Raw genomic sequence first — 16,915 nt, 5'->3', positions numbered from 1 at the left:
TATTTTCTGAAAATTTACTTATTTATTTTAAAAGCGGAAGCGCCTTGCCCACCCCTGACAAGCACAAGACGAGCCTTCCGGAAAGGCGTTCTTTGCCTTTTTGGGAGGATTGGCTTGTGACCTCGAGGGGGTAGGCGCTGTAGCTAGACAGTTATTGACGTACAAATTTATACAATCTGATTTAATAAAAAGACCTAGCCCGAGGGCTAGGTTAACTTTCTTAGGACCATTCTTTTAATTTATTCATTATGCTATTTTTGCATTTAGATATTAAAGTCTCCTCACCTTTAGCTGTCTTTTGCTTCTGCCATTCATTATAACTTGCTGCAGAAATGAGGATAGAGCCTGCAATTAAAAGATACGCCCACCAAGGGAGATTTCCCCAATAAGGTCTTGTTTGAAGAAGCACATTCAGAAGCAGGACCCCAGAACCAACAAAGAAATAGGACTTTATTCTCCAGAAGGTGCCAGCCAGCATCGAAATCAGGGAGAGCGTACCGACTATGAGCGCATCATAAACCGTATTGCTTGCAAGGCCATCCTGTACAAGCAGCAGGGAAACCAATATTAGGACTGCCCACTGAATTTTGTTTGTTTGTGCTGCGTATTGCCCTTTCAGAACTTTCCTGACAAAAATAATCAGGATAATCCATGGAAGCACATATGCCTCCCTTATGAAAAGGTCAGGCAACTCAATATTCTTTAATAAACTATAATAAGGCTCCAGCAATACCGCTCCCGACAGCAATCCAGGCAGCCATTCGTGTTTTGATGCCATTCTGCCCCTCTGTAAAAATAAAAGTGTACCGATCAGGAGTCCAGGGAGAACTTCCGCCCATAGGGAAACTGCCGGAAAAAGATAGGCGGTAAGGAAAAATAACAGCGAGATAATAGTGTAGCTATCAGCTTTTTTAGTCATTAAAATTTTGGCATATACCATTTTTCCGATGATTGCCGAAACCAGCCCGAAACCTGCGGAAACCAGAATTTTCATATCTGGAGCGACTCCGTTAATGAACAGAAATTTAAGTACTGCCACATATAATAATAACAATGGAACAGCATCCAATATATCAAGTTTAGTTCTATGCAAATATACAATCAATCCTGCAGAATAGATAATAGAAACGATAAACGGCACATACCCAAAGGGATATGAAGTTAAAAATGCCAAGATCCCAATCACGGACCAGGGTATAAGAAAGTAAACACTTCTCTGTTTATCTTGAGTTTTTCCGGTTAGCCAGAATATGAATACGGCACAGCTGACTAAAAGAACGGCATACTCACTGAAGTTCTCCTCCCAAATATGATCCATTCCCGTCAAGATTACCATGAACAAAGTTAAGAATGAGCTGTAGAGGAATATCTTTACCTTCCACTCTTTAACAGAAACCCTGAAACTGATCCAATAGACCGCCAGGGTGACCAGGAAGGACCAGATACTGTTTTCCCTATAGATAAAAAATGTCAGGATCATGGCAAACGGCATGTAAATATGGCCAATCCAGCTGAACCCTCTTGCCAGGACAAAGTCTTTATTAGAAATATAGAAAGCCGCACCAAGCAGCATCCATGCCCCTAGCGGAAATTGTACCCAATTAAAAAATGTAAAGTTAACTGGTAAACCAATCAAGAGCATAAAGTAAGCAAAAAGAGAAATCGATGCTGACACAAACGGAATCCAGCTTTGTTTATGGAAATGATACAGGGCAAGATACAAGATTATGCCGCCTATAAATACTGCAGGTCTCATCCAGACTTCATTGATTGTCAAAGCAACTGCTGTAAACAGTGAGATTGTATAAAATCCCAGCGAGATTAAAAACACGTTTCTGGCATGAGTTTTGTGCCCTTTCTTAGAAAGAACTCCATAAAGTATAAGGAGGGCAATACTTGCAATTACGGTATTCATGGCCATACCTAACTCATTCTGATAAAAGCTTGAGTAGCTTCGCAGATGTTCGCCATAAAACATAAATGCAAACCCGATTGACAAAGGGATGGCCCAGGGAATGGCTTCTGTATAAAAAATCCGATTTTCAGCCTTATTCATGAGGTACATGACAAAGCTGAAGATTAATAGCATGGTGCCTGCAGCGAGCCAATCAAGAAATCCTGCTGCAATCACAACTGAAAATAACATAATACTAACAGCCACATCCCGTGAGCTTGATTCCACCACTTTTAAGAGCGGATAATTAAGCAGATAGCCGAAACTAATAAAAAGCACAAAGCCAATGAAGAAAACAGGTAAAGATAGATTATTGAACGGGGCGGCTTTATCCAGCATTAGTACTACTTCGAATAGGGCAGAGGCTAAAAATACCGGTGCCAGGTAAGCAAATATCCCGTTTGCCATAACACTTGCCAAATATATAAACTGCACCGCAAGAATAATATAAGCCAGCAGCAGTGATGCAGAGGGTTCGCCGGCCATTAACAGGATTCCTTCAACTGAAATATAGAGAAAAGCAAGTATCGAAACCGCTGCACTGGTCAGTATAAAAATCTTATCCCAGGAATATTGCTTATCCATAACTCTAGGAACAAACAGAAAACCAATTCCTACTAGCGCAAAGAAAAATGGGCCTGCTGCATTTAACATAGTATTTTCAATCAGCTGATAGGCACCATAGACAATCAGTAAGCTGAAGACGAAATGAAACTCCTTCCTGCCTGTTACATACACCATTGATAAATAAACAGCTGCCGTCAACAGAATATTCACACTGTAAAAAACATGGCTATTGAAAAATACAAGCATCAATAAAGTAGAGATCACTAAATTGATTTGAGCAAAGAAAACCAATTCTCTCGAGAACAATTTAAGGGAAGCCTGTTTTTTTATGCGGTGATAGGCTGCAGACAGCAGAGCATTGAAAATCATCAATCCAAGATAAAAACTGTCATTTTCAAGCTTGAACGCTGCCATGGTATAACCAGCCCATGCAGTCAGGGCAATATAAGCAAACCAGACAAAAAGACGTGAGCCCAGTTTCTGTGCAAATACACTGTATACTGGAACGATCAATAAACTGCCAGCCGCTCCGAGTATATAGCGTCCTTCCCCATAAAAGGAAAGATAAGGGCCAAGCAATTCAAACCAGCCGATAGACAAAATAAATATTGGCAAAAATAAACTCCCAAGAACAATAAAAGCAAACGACGTTCTTTCTATCTTTAATACCCTACCCGAAATAAAGGCAAAGCCATAGAAAATAAGGGAAACAACAGCAATGGATGCACTTTTCATGAAATTTGACATTGTATCCCAATTGCTTGTTGCCACAAAAAGTCCGCCAATCAGGAGCAGGATGACTCCAACATTCAGCAGCCAGGAAATGTTTCTTTCACGGACTTCTTCCTGAGATAATTTCTTTTTCACAGTTTTTTTTGCTGGCTGAATGGACTTTTGCCTGATTTCTTCTGCAGCTTTTGCTGCCTTAACCTGCACTTGCTTCAGCTCTTCCAGGTCCTGATAGTACTGATGGTGGGCTTTCAAGGTGATTTCATAATGTTCTGATGATATATAGTCTTTCTCTTTCAATTTCATGAGTTCAAATTGAAATATGTTCTGCTGATATTTTTCGGTTTCGGCGTTCAAGGGATTCACCTCTTTTAAATAGAATAATATTCGTTTGGTTCGATTAGTGTAATTTTACACATTTTAAAATAATTAATCAATCCCTGTTTTGGCATTTTTTACTTCACGTGTATGTGTATAAAATAATTATTTAATTAGAGGAAAAAATGGATTAATAAGGAATTATCAGCTCTTTTCTTAACCGGATCTTCTCAGCCTAATAATTAAACCCCTTGATAAACCAGCATTCCCCCCCTCTCACTCTGCTGCAAAAAAATCCAAATATTATATCTTATAAATTTTCAAATAACAATTCTATCCGAAAAATATTTTTTCCATTATATTATTCTAGAATTTATTATCTTATATGGAGGAAATATCATTGAAAAGACTAAGTATTGTTATTGCATCCATCCTATTGTTGAGCTTGTTTCCGGCTGTCAGCTTTGCAGCACCAAGCGATGATGAAGTGGCTGAATTCCTGAATGAAACAAATTGGTCTGAAGAAGGATTAAATGACCATCTGGAATATTTTTGGGATATGAATATCGAAGATTTCGATACGATGGAGGAAATGATTGAATATCTGGGTGAGCCTATTACTGAAGAAAACCTTCAGCAGCTCTTAGCTGACTATGATTTTGAAAATGAGGAAGAGTTAGTGGCATTGCTTGCGGAGAATGGAGAAATGGAAACGACTGACGATGTTAGGGATGTTTTCCGATATATTGATGCTTTGGATTCCACTATTTCTTTTTTAACATATACAGGCACTGAAATTAACGATGAAACTCTTCAGCAGCTATTAAATGATTACGGACTTACAAAAGAGGAGCTCATTTCCCTGCTTGAGGAGAACGATGACTCCATTGAAAACTACGAATATATTGAGGACCTTGATATCATGGTTTCCATTTATCTGGGTGGAGATGAATTACCTGGTGAAGACGAAATGAACCAAATACTTGCAGATATAGATCTTACAGACGAAGAACTTGAAGCATTATTTGCACATTTTATGACCTTGGATTTCGAGAATCCCGACTTGCTTGATAAAATGATGGACCTTGAAAGCCGTTTAATGGCATTTGGGGAGTTTGACAGTGCCGGGGATTTAACAGAAGCAGAAATAGCTGAACTTATCAGCATTATGAAGGAAATGATGGATCTGTTTCAGCTTGATGCCGAGTTTTATCTTGTGAAAGATGGTGAAAAAATCCATTTAACTACAGCTGAAATGGTTGCATTGGAAGAGACAAATGGCTATGACCTGCTTATTGAACTTTATAATACTCAAGGCCAGTTCCTGGCAGATATGATTATTACAGCAGAGATGTTCAGTTCAGAGCTAATTGAAGACACAGTGACAGATTTGAATCAGGCTGAAACTGTAATCAAAAAACAGGAGCCTGCTAAAGTGAAACCAGTTTCAAAACACGTAAAAACTGTAAAAGGCGGAAAACTGCCAAACACAGCAGGCCACTATACTGAAGGACTATTAGCAGGCATCGGTCTAACCCTTATAGGAATTACCATTTTCCGAAGACGAAAAGTGAAAGCTGCGTGAAAAGGAAACTCTCATTAAAAGGAGCTATTGGTCTAACTTTTATTTTGTGCGGAATTTGGATTGCAGCTTCAAATCTCATGCCATATTTGAATAGCCAAAAAACTTCAGCCCATATTGATCCCTCCAGCACTGTAAAAACAGAAGTGAAGGCTGAACAAAAAACGGAACAGCATAGCCTATACACCGTCCGTCCAAAAATGGGAGAAGAAATGGGCGTTTTATCAATACCTAAGATATCAGCACATCTGCCAATCTTCCATGGTACGGATGAAGATGAGTTAGAAAAGGGAGTTGGCCATTATGCCGGCAGCGTCCTTCCAGGAGAAGAAGACAATTCAGTCCTTTCCGGCCACCGGGATACAGTCTTTCGCAAACTTGGAGAAGTAGAGATTGGCGATTTACTTGTCGTAAACACTTCTGCTGGTGAATTTACCTATAAAGTTCGTAAAGTAAGAATCGTCGATGCAGACGACAGAACAGTAATTGTACCAAAGCCAAGAGCAACTCTAACTGTAACAACCTGCTATCCTTTTGACTTTATTGGAGATGCACCACAGAGGTATATCCTCATGGGAGATCTTGTAAGAAAATAAAAAACCCGCTATCCAGGCGGGCTTTTAGAGGGAGGCCGTTTTTGGCCTTCCTTTTATTCTGTAATTGTGACTAACTTTACATCTGCAAAATCAAAACGATGGTAGTGACCTTCAGAACATGTTAGTTCTACAAACCCTTCCAGGTCTTTAATGCTTCCGATTACTTCGGATTTATTTTCTGCTTCAACCTCTTCTGTTACGGTAACACCTTTTTCAAAAGTATAAATAACCTTAAACGTATTCATGTGTGCTAAACTCTCCTTTCCCCATTCATGTTCCCGTGTATACAGTGTTTAAACACAGAAATTTGTATTGCAGTTATTTTCCATTAGTCAGATTAAACTCCAATGAATCTCTCGATGGGATGTTAAGGGCAATACTTACATTCGGCAAGGAGATAGCACTAGATAGCAAAATGCTATTCGAAAGATATCGGCTGATATCACCATAAAGCCACATTTTTTTCAGCGGTTTTTCAAAAGAGAGTAAATTTAATTATCTAAAATGCCTTTTCTCCCAAATGCTTAATCTGGTAACATTATTAGTTTACATAATAAAATTATTTCACAAAAAAAGGAGTCCAGCAATTAAGAGGACTCCTTTTCTCAGTTATTCACCTTGGTCTACATTGTGATAAACACGCTGGACATCTTCCAGGTCTTCAAGGGCGTCAATCAGCTTTTCAAATTGCGCCTGTGCATCAGCCTCAAGGGTGACTTCATTTTGCGGGAGCATTGTTAATTCAGCAACAGCAAACTCATTTATGCCTGCTGACTTGAATGCTTCCTGAACTGCATGAAACTGATCGGGTTCTGCATAAACGATTACCGTATCATCTTCTTCCAGAATATCACGTGCATCTACGTCTGCTTCCATCAGGATTTCCAGCACTTCTTCCTCCGATTTGCCTTCAATGCCGATAACAGCGGTTGAGTCGAACATATAGGAAACAGATCCGCTCACACCCATATTCCCGCCATTTTTTCCGAATGCAGCACGTACGTTAGAAGCTGTGCGATTTACGTTATTAGTTAATGCATCGACTATAATCATGGATCCGCTAGGCCCGAATCCTTCGTAGCGAAGCTCATCATAGTTTTCTTCCGCTCCGCCTTTTGCTTTTTCAATTGCACGATCAATGATATTTCTTGGCACGTTATATGTTTTTGCACGTTCGAGCACAAATTTTAAAGCCTGGTTTGCTTCCGGATCAGGCTCACCTTGCTTGGCAACCACATATATTTCAAGTGCAAACTTGGAATATACACGGCTCGTATTTGCGTCTTTTGATGCTTTCTTTTCTTTAATATTGTTCCATTTACGGCCCATATGTCCCACTCTCTTTCAACTTTGGATCTATGAAATTTATGATAAATAATAGAGTCTTCACAGATCGGAAGAACTCTCACCTGATTATTATACATTAAAACACAGGACTTTTTCGAGTATTGTTTCATAAGAAGAAGGATGGGATTACTGTACGGTTTAGATGAATAAAAAAGAGACACAAATACCTCTAATTATCTTAATAGGATTTTTTCAAGCACCTTTTGCACCTGATATCCTTCTTTAAAGGAAACCAATAATGCATTGTCTCCTCTTATTGCTTTGAGGAGTTCTGCAGGAAGACTGTTTTTCGGCTTATCAAGCCTTATCATTTCTCCGCTGTTTTCGGACGTACTTTGTACAAGAACACCCCAGTTCTGCATATCCATAGTTCCTTTATCACCAAAAACTTTAAAAGACAGATGTTCTTTTTGCCCAATTCCCGCAATTCCGTTAAATAGAACAGGAATGCCGCCTGGAAGCTTCAATGAAGTGGTAAAGCTGGTTTCACATAAACGTTCATCATCCGGATATTCCACAAAAGAACGGATATTGGCCAACTCTCCGAAGGTATCCAGAATCATATGAATAAAGTGAGGAGATACTTCCCGGATAAAGCCCCCTTGTTCCCTGCTGGAAATCCATTCGTTCTGCTGCCATTCACGTGGCCATTGTGTAAATTGCAGGTGCAGTTCTACCTTCTTAATCTCACCCAGTTCACCAGTCTGTATCTTTTCTCTAAACACTTTAAAGGCCGGGCTGTATGCCATTGGAAAATTCATGGCATGGATAATTCCGGCATTTTCAGCAGCTTCATACATATCCTTAGCCTCTTCAATAGAATTGGCCAGGGGCTTTTCACAAAGAAGGTGCTTGCCGCTCTTTATAATATCCATGCTAATTGAATAATGAAATTTTGGCGGAACACCTAAATAGATTAGTTTGATGGTTTCGTCCTGAAGCAGTTCCAAATGATTGGTATGTAATGCTGCATCTGGCAGCTCAGCATTAAATTTATCTAATCGTTCGGCATTTCGATCACAAAGAGCTGCAATCTCAAACTCCTCATGCTGCCGAAATTGACGCAGGATCCTTTCCCCCACGGCACCCATTCCTATTAATCCAACTTTAATTTTTTCCTTCAACATACTTCACCTGCTTGTTAAATTTCATAGTTCTCCATTGGATTATACAGTTTATTACAAAAATTCTAAAGTTGTAAATCCTCTAATAGGTTAAAAAAGCTTTGCGCTTCGATTATTCAAAAATATACTGGCCAATAATTGGATAGAAATAAAGGTGAATGGGAAGATTAGAAATAATTAAATATTTAGGAGGTGTCATCATTGAACCTTGATAAGGATATGCAATTTGAAATCAAAAGTACCTTCATGCCAAATCTTAACCGTTCCCAAACACTTAAAATTCTGGAGGTGACCCAGAACAGCGTTGTCATCCAGATGGACAGGTCAAATGGACGCGGGGTCTTCCCGGCAGAAAATTTTCATTATTGGATAAAAAGGGGTTCCCTTATTAAATTGAATGACCATCATAAAAGAACCTCATAGAACACTGGCCAGGAGCCAGTGTTCTTTATTTAAATTGGGTCATGTACGCCCAGGTTCTCTTTTTACAAAAAAGTAGCCGGCTCTATATCTAGAGCCACCCCTTCTATTATCGTTCGCAGGCAAAGTTGTCTTTGTCTCGATCATGTTTCGAGGCATATGCAGGATGTGTAGACGGCACACCATTTGGATAAACCTTTCTTAACTCTGTACAGTTTTGGTAGGACTCAGTGCTGCCATCTGCGGAAGTCGAATTGCTGGCTGTACCACTGCTGTCATTCGACCCGCTGGCTGCTGCAGAATCCAGGTCCCCTTTAGTAGTACCCTCATCCCCGAGAGCCCATAACCCTTTATTGGCTTCTCTTGCTTCCCTTCCGAATTTTCTGAAGTATTCACTGTATTTTACATCCGGATTGTAGGTGGATGGCTCGGCATAACCATTCAGAACCAAATGGGCATTGAACATTTTTTCACGTATTTCATTTTCGTCCATATCATCAGTCGGGATATCCACCCAAATGATTCTCAGCAGGCGGCCATACCGGTCTGTGTCAGAGACATCCTTTTGCATCCAGATTTTCTTGCCAGTCAGCTCAGATGTGGTAAATTGGCTTGCTTCTTTTCCGTATTCTTCTACTCTTGTTGTTGATTCGGGAGTGTTCACTCCAATCAGGCGGACCTTTCTCCCGTCTGATGTTTCTATTGTGTCACCGTCTACTACTCTGCCAACGGTAACTAGTTCCAGGCCCAAGCTTTCTGCAGCCTGATTTTGATCCTGTTCCTGTTTTTGCTTTTCAGCCTCTTCTTGTTTCTGTTTTTCTACCTGTTCTGCTTCTAGCCGTGCTTGCTCCTCTTCCTGCTTCTTGGCTTCCTCTTCTTTAGCCTTCTCTTCACCAATCTTTTCTTCTTCAGCCTTCTTATCTGCTTCATCCTGATCTGTCATTATTTGTTCTTTCTCAGGTTCACTTACTGTTTCTGTTGCATCAGAATCTGCAGTTGCTAAAAAAATGGATAACACAAAGCCAGCAGCCATAATCCAGCCAGATTTTTTAAAATTAATCTTATATTTTCGGTATTGAATATTTAAATATAATCCAACTAAAAAGACAGCTAATCCAATAAATGCTGCAGGAGCAGCAATTCCCATTAACAGCATAAACACAATAACAATAGTGATAATAGCCCCTCTTATAACTTTCAAACTCTTATTTCTCTCCCCTTTTTTAAAATTTATCCTAAATAAGCATAACTTTTTTCCACACAAATATAAACACCAATTCACTAAAGAACTGGTGTTATAAGCTACAAAATTAAATTACTTCTTTTTCCCAAAAATCTCTTCCTGCAGTCTTCTTCCGGTTGGCGTTGCAGCCAGTCCCCCCTCAGCTGTTTCCCTTAGTGCTGAAGGCATGGATTGCCCGATTAAGAACATTGCGTTGATGACTTCATCACATGGAATTCTGCTTGTAATTCCAGCGAGGGCCATGTCTGCTGCTGTCATGGCGTTGGAAGCACCCATGGCATTTCGCTTTACGCATGGGACTTCTACTAGTCCGGCAACTGGATCACAAACAAGGCCCAGCATGTTTTTAAGTGTAATCGCCATTGCTTCAGCAGCCTGTTGTGGTGTCCCGCCTGCCAATTCCACAATGGATGCTGCAGCCATGCCGCTTGCAGACCCTACCTCAGCCTGACATCCTCCTGCTGCACCGGATATGGAGGCATTGTTTGCCACCACAAAGCCAAATGCTGCTGAAGTAAACAGAAATTCTATCATTTCCATTCGTGTTGGATTGAGTACTTCTTTTACAGCGAACAGTGTACCTGGCACTACGCCTGCCGAACCTGCTGTAGGGGTGGCACAAATTGTACCCATTGCTGCATTCACTTCATTGGTTGCAACTGCTTTGCTGACAGCGTCCAATAAAATGTTTCCTGATAATGCCTTTCCGCTCTGAATGTACTTTTGCAAAAGGACTGCATCTCCGCCAGTCAGGCCTGTAACAGACGTGACGCCTTTCAATCCCCTCTCAACTGCCTGTTCCATGACAGTCAGATTACGGTCCATTTTAGCGATTATTTCATCACGACTTAAACCAGTTACGTCTATCTCCTGCTGAATCATGATTTCAGCAATTTTTACACCTTTATTTTCAGCGAGCTCAACAAGCTCAGCAACATTTCTAAACAACATTAGACTTTCCCTCCTGATGACCAGCTAACTATTAGTCAACCATTCTAATAATTTGTGTGATATTCGGAAGCCCTTCAAGCTCCGTCATCACATCATGGCCGATCTTCTGATCCACTTCAATAACCATTATTGCCATTTTTCCTTTTTCCTTGCGTGAAACTTCCATATGTCCAATATTAATCTGGTGCTTTGATAAAATATTCGTAACAGCGGAGATAACTCCAAACTGATCGTTATGAACAACTAAAATGGCAGGATGTTCACCAGATAATTTAAGTTCAAAGGAATTCAGTTCGGTTATTTCAATTGTGCCGCCGCCAATGGATATTCCTACAAGTTCAAGGTCACGTCCCCCTTCTGTAAGCTTGACTCTTACAGTATTGGGATGGTCTGTAACGGTATCTTCAACTGTAAAAATGACTTCAATCCCTGCTTCTTCAGCTAATTGCAGGGCAGAAGGAATTCGCTCGTCAAAAGTATCAAAGTCGAGGATTCCGCCGACAATTGCAACATCCGTACCATGTCCTCTATAGGTTTTTGCAAAAGAACCATATAAAGAAATCTCGGCTTTGGACGGCTGTTTTCCGAAAAGAGTCCGGGCAACACGCCCAATGCGTGCAGCTCCAGCTGTATGGGAACTTGAAGGTCCGATCATAACCGGGCCAATAATATCAAATGCTGATCTGTATTTCATTTTGTATGCCCCTTTACTTTTAAGGTCTTTAAATTCAGATAGCTGCAATAAAAAATTACAGTTACCTTTTCCCAAAAATTTTCTTATTTATGCTCCACGGCAGCTTCCGGGTGCAGCTCATTAATTGTTCTGATTTTCTGCAGGTAATTATAAATAGTGAATTTGGAAACCCCCAGCACAGATGCGACATAATCAGTTGCCCCTTTAATGAGGAATGTCCCTTTATCTTCAAGCTGGCGGACACATTCAACTTTTTCTTCGAGCGTCATCAATGAAGGTGCCTTCCTAAAGCCTTGAAGTACTTGATCCACCATCTCGTGAATAACATCCTGGACGGAATTAAAAAAGGTCTCCGATTTAGAAGAATGTTCATCAAAGCTGATAAACTCTTCAATTTCTCCTCCAAATTGCATGAGCAAACTAATATCATAATTAAGGCATAATGCGCCAATTACTTTATTTTCATCATCACGGAGAAAAATCGTGGATGATTTCATGATATTTCCTTTTTTGGATTGTGTTTTATAATTGGCTATATCATTAACTTCGTTTTTATGTTTGGCTAATTCATTCAATACGAGATCTGTGATGGGTGAGCCGATCTTCCTGTCCGTTATATCTCCTGCTATATGAATAAGCGATTTTTTTAAGTCGCTGAAATCGTGGACGGCCACTTCACAGCGGGAGCCAAACATTCGAACAAGCATATCTGCCGTCCGGATCGCCAAGTCAAAAACAGGTCTATGGCATTCCTTCAACTTTGTCACTCCCTTTTATGAAATCGCTTTCATTATTATACTACTCTATATTTCTCTATAATTGCATCTTAACATAAAAACATACAATGTTAAAATAAAATTTTAATAGCTACAAAAAAATTGTAAGATACATAAAAAATTGCCGCAACAATTAATCAGATGCGGCAATTCTATATTATACATTTTTTAATACAAGATAAAGCCTGTTGACTCGCTCGGTTCGTTCCTCCTCAGAAGCAAGATCAAATTTTTTCAGCAAATGGAATACCTCATTTAAAATATCCTGGGTATGTTCCTGCTGAAAAAAAGATTGAAACAAAGAACTCATATCTTCCGGCAGAAATTCTTTCTGCTGTTCAAACTTATTTTGTACATCTTCCGGTGTGTGATCCAATTTACATTCACTCATTAAAAAAACCTCCTGTATGACTGTATACTTGTTTTTTCATTAATATAAATCATTATTCTATTTTACCTTCTACAGTCCTATTAAAACATATACCTGTTCTGCATAGTTTCTTCAAACATTTAGAATATAATAGAAGTAATTGACTTGAAATGAGTGAGTTCTTTGAAAAAACTTTCCATGAAGCTAGGCCTGTTGTTCTTTCTGATCCTTTTCGGACTTGAAACAATTATGTTCTTTTTTTTACATAGTACCCTTGTTGAATCACGTGTGGAAGAAGAGCTTATAGCCCTGCAGACACGCGGCAACTCACACCGTGCTATACTCGAAAAGCATTTTGATGAAAATACGATTTCCCATGTGGCTCTGATGGAATCTGAAGCAAATACAGATGTAGTTATTACAAATCCAACTAAAGAGATCCTTGGCGCTTCTGTTGATAGCAGTTCTATCCAAAGGTACATAGAAAGGCCTATTACATCTGTTATAAGGGGCGGCAAAACCATCGGAGACAATTGGAAAGAAGAGGATTATATCTCAACAGTCAGCCCGATCGAACAGGATGGAGTTCTGATAGGCCATGTATATATGTTTCAGGATACAGCCTGGATTCAGTCGTTAATTTCACGCTTAAATGAACAATTTTTAATCGCCGGTTTCATTGCCGTCATTTTTACCATTACTATCATCATCTTTTTATCAAAGGCCCTGGCGAAACCGCTGATTAAAATGAAGGAAGCCACCTCACAAATAAGCAGCGGTGATTTTTCAGTCTCCCTTCCTAAAACTGGTGACGATGAACTAGGGGATTTAGCACGGTCCATTCAGTTATTGGCGGGTGACCTGAATTATCTCAGAGAAGAACGCAATGAATTTTTATCCAGCATTTCGCACGAACTTCGCACTCCTCTTACTTATATAAAAGGGTATGCGGATATCGTTCAGAAGCGGAACCTGAGCCCGGAAGAAAGAAATCAGTATTTATCTATTATCCTGGAGGAAACCAACCGGCTTTCAAATATGGTTAAAAATCTTTTCGATTTGGCTAAGATCGATAAAAATACCTTTGATATAATAAAAAAACCTATTGACCTGCAGGATTTCATGAGAAAAATTGAAACAAAATTCTCTCCGGCTTTCATCGAAAAAGGCATGCTGCTTTCTGTTAATTGCCATGAATCAATCACCATATCTGCGGATGCATCAAGGCTGGAACAGATCATATATAATCTTCTGGATAACGCCATTAAGTATTCGGCAGCTGGAGATAAAACCACAATTAATGTAAGCAGGACCAAAAAACATGTCACCATTAAAATAAATGATACTGGAAGAGGAATTTCTGAGGAGGAACTGCCCTTTATCTTTAATCGGTTTTACCGAGTGGATAAATCACGTGCAAGAGCTCTTGGTGGGACCGGTCTCGGACTCGCCATTGTTAAGGAACTTGTCCATGCCCATGGAGGGACTATATCTGTCTGCAGCAGGGAAGGTGACGGAACAGAATTTGAAATTGTTTTTAAGGGAGAAACGGAATAATGAAAACAATACTTTTGGTTGACGATGAAACTAGAATGCTTGATCTAATTTCTTTATACTTAACGCCCCGCGGCTACAAATGCATTAAATTGGCTTCAGGTTCAGATGCCTTGCTTTACTTAGAAACCCATTCTGCAGATCTCGTCCTTTTGGATGTTATGATGCCTGAAATGGATGGATGGAAAGTATGCGAGGAAATTAAAAAATATTGGGATATTCCCATCATCATGCTTACTGCCAAAAGCGAAAAGCCAGACATTGTAAAAGGATTGAACATCGGAGCAGATGATTATATTTTAAAGCCATTCGATGAAGAGGAATTATCTGCAAGGATTGAAGCGGTTCTGAGAAGAAGCAAAAAAGATGGAAAAACCAAAACTTTTAAAGGGCTGGAACTTAAAGAAGATTCTTTTGAGCTTTCCTATAAAAATAAGGAAATCCTTTTGACTCCAAAAGAGTTTTCAATGTTAAGCCTTTTCCTCTCAAACCTGAACAGAGTTTTTTCACGTGAGCATTTAATAGGCTCTGTATGGGGCTATGGGGTGTCAATCGAAGACCGCACCATAGATTCGCATGTCAGAAATTTACGGGAAAAATTAAGGAAAGCCGGGTTTCCTGCAGATGAGTATCTGACGACTGTCTGGGGTTTAGGCTATAAATGGACCGGAAAGGATTAATAGATGTTTTCTGATATCATCGGATGGCTATCAAAGGAACCGATATTGGCAGCTTTTTTTAGCATATCTATGAACATTGCTGCAGCGATAACGGGTTTCCTCCCAAGTGCCTTTATTACTGCGGGCACAGTTGCCGCTTTCGATCTCAAAATGGGTCTAATCCTATTAATCATCGGAGAAGCAGCAGGAGCTATTATTAGTTTTATTCTTTATCGCAAAGGAATCACCAAGCTTACCTCCTCTTTTCCTCGGCTAAAGAATAACAAATTTTTTTCTAAGCTCCAGAATGCGGAAGGTCCAGTTGCGTATTTCATGGTTGTTTTGCTGAGAGTCTTGCCTTTTGTCCCATCAGGTGCAGTCACGCTGGCAGCAGCATACAGCAAAATGAGGCTTCTGCCCTTTGGCATTGCCAGCACCATCGGAAAAATACCTGCTTTAGTTATTGAAGCCTTTGCGGTTTCACATGCACTAAAATTAAAAATGGAGCTGCAAATAGCCATTTTCCTTTTAGCTGCTTTTTCCTTTTTGGTTTACCATTTGTGTAAAAATTATAAATTACGTTAAAGAGCTTATCTTCGGCAGATAAGCTCTTTAACATTCTATATTATTCCGATGGAGAAAGCTCGTTTTCTGTTACCCACATGTGGTTTTTTACTTCCTGGCCGTCAGCTGTAGTAAAGTCAACTGTGTAGACTGTTGTTTCCTGCACAGAATCGATTTCAGCAGTTGCTCCTTTCATCCCCTCCATGTGACTTGCATTTATTTTTACCTCGTCGCCTTCTTTAAATGGTTCCTCTCCCGCATCAGCAATCTCTTCGTGAACTACCCATTTATGATTTTCAACTTTTTTACCGCCAGTGGTTGGTGTATAAGAGACTGAATAGACTGTTGTATCATATGCACCTGCAACTGTTGCTTCAGCTCCCTCCATCCCTTCCATATGTCCTTCTGTAATAAAGGCCTTGCTTCCAACTTCATATTTTGGATTTTCTGCTTCCTTTATTCCTTCAGGGACTTCTCCGGAGCCGGAATGGTCCATGCCAGAATGGTCTCCTGAATGGCCGCTGCTCTCATTATTCGCTGTGCTCTCTTCATTGCTGGTACCTTCTTGACCGGCATCCCCGTCATTTCCGCCGCAGGCAGTTAAAGTTAAAGCCGCAGCGAGCGAAACAAACCAAATGGCGAATTTTTTATTTGTTAACATATCTATTCCTCCTTTTCTTCATGAAGTTAGTATGGCAATAAATTGTGCAGAAACTATGGAACAGGCATACAAAAGTCTAAATTAATACTTCCCTGAGAAATGGAAAATATGTACATTTATTCATAACCGAATATTGTAAATAATCCGCATTGAAAACAGACACCCTGCTGGATGTCTGTTTTGCCTGCTAATTTAAGCAGCCATTTTACGGCATTCTTCCGCACACTTAAAGCATGCTTCAGCACAGCGCTGGCAATGGCCGTGGTCGTGTTTTTTGCACTCATTTCCGCACTCTTCACAAATGTCTGCACATAGAGTGCAAATTTGCTTGGCAAAAGGGCTGTTTGTCTGCATCGCCTTAGCTGCAAAGGCACAGATATCAGCGCACTCCCTGTCCAGGCGGATACAATCCGCCATCATTTTAACATCCTCTTCTCCTAAGCATGCATCATAGCATACATTACAGGCCTTCATGCATTCTAAACAAGCCTGGATGCATTCTTCAAAAGATTGGCTATACATTAATATCATCCTTCCTTTAATCTCTTTACAAAGATACTCTACCCGTGCATTCTCTTAGTAAACTGCATACTTTCTGCATATATTGCGGCTGCCAAGAAAAGAGGAATTGCCTTGCCCACCCCCGACAAGCACAAGCAATCCTCCCAGAAAGGCGTACTTTGCCTTTTTGTGAGGATTGCCCGATATGTGGAGGCGACTGCCCAGGGACGACAGGCATAAGACGGTTCCTGTAAGAAGGCGTTCTTCCTTCCGAAAGGAAACGGCTTATGACCCCGAGTCCCTAG

The 16,915-nt window shown here is 40.1% G+C and carries 17 protein-coding genes; 6 read left to right on the top strand and 11 right to left on the bottom strand.

The window, feature by feature from the left end; genetic code table 11:
* Positions 1 to 220 precede the first annotated feature (220 nt).
* The gene (locus IRB79_RS12640; protein ID WP_243508809.1) at positions 221 to 3,616 is read right to left on the bottom strand and encodes a DUF2157 domain-containing protein; all 3,396 of its coding nucleotides are present in this window, start codon (positions 3,614 to 3,616) and stop codon (positions 221 to 223) included.
* A 352-nt stretch (positions 3,617 to 3,968) separates the two neighbouring features.
* Between IRB79_RS12640 and IRB79_RS12635 the strand changes: the two genes are divergently transcribed.
* Both IRB79_RS12635 and IRB79_RS12630 read left to right on the top strand, forming a co-directional pair.
* The gene (locus tag IRB79_RS12635; protein ID WP_243508807.1) at positions 3,969 to 5,153 is read left to right on the top strand and encodes a processed acidic surface protein; all 1,185 of its coding nucleotides are present in this window, start codon (positions 3,969 to 3,971) and stop codon (positions 5,151 to 5,153) included.
* Positions 5,150 to 5,746: a class D sortase gene (locus IRB79_RS12630; RefSeq protein WP_243508805.1), complete on the top strand. Its 597-nt coding sequence runs from the start codon at positions 5,150 to 5,152 to the stop codon at positions 5,744 to 5,746. The genes IRB79_RS12635 and IRB79_RS12630 overlap by 4 nt, the downstream gene beginning before the upstream one ends.
* Positions 5,747 to 5,799: 53 nt before the next feature.
* On the opposite strand, the gene IRB79_RS12625 is transcribed toward IRB79_RS12630, so the two are convergent.
* From IRB79_RS12625 to IRB79_RS12615, 3 genes are all read right to left on the bottom strand, one after another.
* Complete coding sequence (locus IRB79_RS12625; protein WP_206837306.1) at positions 5,800 to 5,991, bottom strand: hypothetical protein; 192 nt, start codon at positions 5,989 to 5,991, stop codon at positions 5,800 to 5,802.
* A gap of 364 nt (positions 5,992 to 6,355) precedes the next feature.
* Positions 6,356 to 7,075 (bottom strand): YebC/PmpR family DNA-binding transcriptional regulator, encoded by a 720-nt coding sequence (locus tag IRB79_RS12620; RefSeq protein WP_243508803.1) that lies wholly within the window; start codon positions 7,073 to 7,075, stop codon positions 6,356 to 6,358.
* A gap of 191 nt (positions 7,076 to 7,266) precedes the next feature.
* The gene (locus IRB79_RS12615) at positions 7,267 to 8,220 is read right to left on the bottom strand and encodes a Gfo/Idh/MocA family protein (protein ID WP_243508801.1); all 954 of its coding nucleotides are present in this window, start codon (positions 8,218 to 8,220) and stop codon (positions 7,267 to 7,269) included.
* Positions 8,221 to 8,409: 189 nt separating this feature from the next.
* On the opposite strand from IRB79_RS12615, the gene IRB79_RS12610 reads away from it, so the two are divergent.
* Positions 8,410 to 8,640 carry a hypothetical protein gene (locus IRB79_RS12610; protein ID WP_243508800.1) on the top strand — a complete coding sequence of 77 codons (231 nt, stop codon included), beginning with the start codon at positions 8,410 to 8,412 and terminating at the stop codon, positions 8,638 to 8,640.
* Positions 8,641 to 8,746: 106 nt separating this feature from the next.
* Here IRB79_RS12610 and IRB79_RS12605 read toward each other — a convergent pair whose 3' ends face one another.
* The 5 genes from IRB79_RS12605 to IRB79_RS12585 all read right to left on the bottom strand — a co-directional run bounded on the left by IRB79_RS12605 (position 8,747) and on the right by IRB79_RS12585 (position 12,692).
* On the bottom strand, positions 8,747 to 9,838 hold the full coding sequence (locus tag IRB79_RS12605) for a thermonuclease family protein (RefSeq protein ID WP_243508798.1): 1,092 nt from the start codon (positions 9,836 to 9,838) through the stop codon (positions 8,747 to 8,749).
* A 114-nt stretch (positions 9,839 to 9,952) separates the two neighbouring features.
* Positions 9,953 to 10,828 carry an L-serine ammonia-lyase, iron-sulfur-dependent, subunit alpha gene (gene sdaAA / locus IRB79_RS12600; protein WP_243509384.1) on the bottom strand — a complete coding sequence of 292 codons (876 nt, stop codon included), beginning with the start codon at positions 10,826 to 10,828 and terminating at the stop codon, positions 9,953 to 9,955.
* 34 nt (positions 10,829 to 10,862) lie between these two features.
* Positions 10,863 to 11,525 carry an L-serine ammonia-lyase, iron-sulfur-dependent subunit beta gene (gene sdaAB, locus IRB79_RS12595; protein ID WP_243508796.1) on the bottom strand — a complete coding sequence of 221 codons (663 nt, stop codon included), beginning with the start codon at positions 11,523 to 11,525 and terminating at the stop codon, positions 10,863 to 10,865.
* A gap of 83 nt (positions 11,526 to 11,608) precedes the next feature.
* The gene (locus IRB79_RS12590) at positions 11,609 to 12,283 is read right to left on the bottom strand and encodes a helix-turn-helix transcriptional regulator (protein WP_243508794.1); all 675 of its coding nucleotides are present in this window, start codon (positions 12,281 to 12,283) and stop codon (positions 11,609 to 11,611) included.
* Positions 12,284 to 12,458: 175 nt separating this feature from the next.
* Positions 12,459 to 12,692, bottom strand: a complete 234-nt coding sequence (locus IRB79_RS12585) for a group-specific protein (protein ID WP_243508792.1) — start codon at positions 12,690 to 12,692, stop codon at positions 12,459 to 12,461.
* 162 nt (positions 12,693 to 12,854) lie between these two features.
* On the opposite strand from IRB79_RS12585, the gene IRB79_RS12580 reads away from it, so the two are divergent.
* Genes IRB79_RS12580 through IRB79_RS12570 form a run of 3 tightly spaced genes read left to right on the top strand, consistent with a single transcriptional unit; the run spans position 12,855 to position 15,469 of the window.
* Positions 12,855 to 14,228, top strand: a complete 1,374-nt coding sequence (locus tag IRB79_RS12580; protein WP_243508790.1) for a HAMP domain-containing sensor histidine kinase — start codon at positions 12,855 to 12,857, stop codon at positions 14,226 to 14,228.
* On the top strand, positions 14,228 to 14,905 hold the full coding sequence (locus IRB79_RS12575; RefSeq protein WP_243508788.1) for a response regulator transcription factor: 678 nt from the start codon (positions 14,228 to 14,230) through the stop codon (positions 14,903 to 14,905). Before IRB79_RS12580 ends, IRB79_RS12575 begins: the two co-directional genes overlap by 1 nt.
* A 3-nt stretch (positions 14,906 to 14,908) precedes the next feature.
* A complete protein-coding gene (locus IRB79_RS12570; RefSeq protein ID WP_243508786.1) occupies positions 14,909 to 15,469 on the top strand; it encodes a TVP38/TMEM64 family protein in 561 nt (186 codons plus the stop codon).
* Between the two features lie 40 nt (positions 15,470 to 15,509).
* Here the strand turns inward: IRB79_RS12570 and IRB79_RS12565 are convergent, their stop codons facing one another.
* Positions 15,510 to 16,109 (bottom strand): YdhK family protein, encoded by a 600-nt coding sequence (locus IRB79_RS12565; protein WP_243508783.1) that lies wholly within the window; start codon positions 16,107 to 16,109, stop codon positions 15,510 to 15,512.
* Positions 16,110 to 16,301: 192 nt separating this feature from the next.
* The gene (locus IRB79_RS12560; RefSeq protein ID WP_243508781.1) at positions 16,302 to 16,631 is read right to left on the bottom strand and encodes a four-helix bundle copper-binding protein; all 330 of its coding nucleotides are present in this window, start codon (positions 16,629 to 16,631) and stop codon (positions 16,302 to 16,304) included.
* Between the last annotated feature and the right edge of the window lie 284 nt (positions 16,632 to 16,915).

Origin of the sequence: Cytobacillus oceanisediminis, from assembly GCF_022811925.1 — a bacterium.
GTDB lineage: Bacteria > Bacillota > Bacilli > Bacillales > Cytobacillaceae > Cytobacillus > Cytobacillus oceanisediminis_D.
The sequence above is the reverse complement of the archived record's forward strand: the minus strand, read 5'-3'. Positions and strand labels throughout refer to the sequence as shown.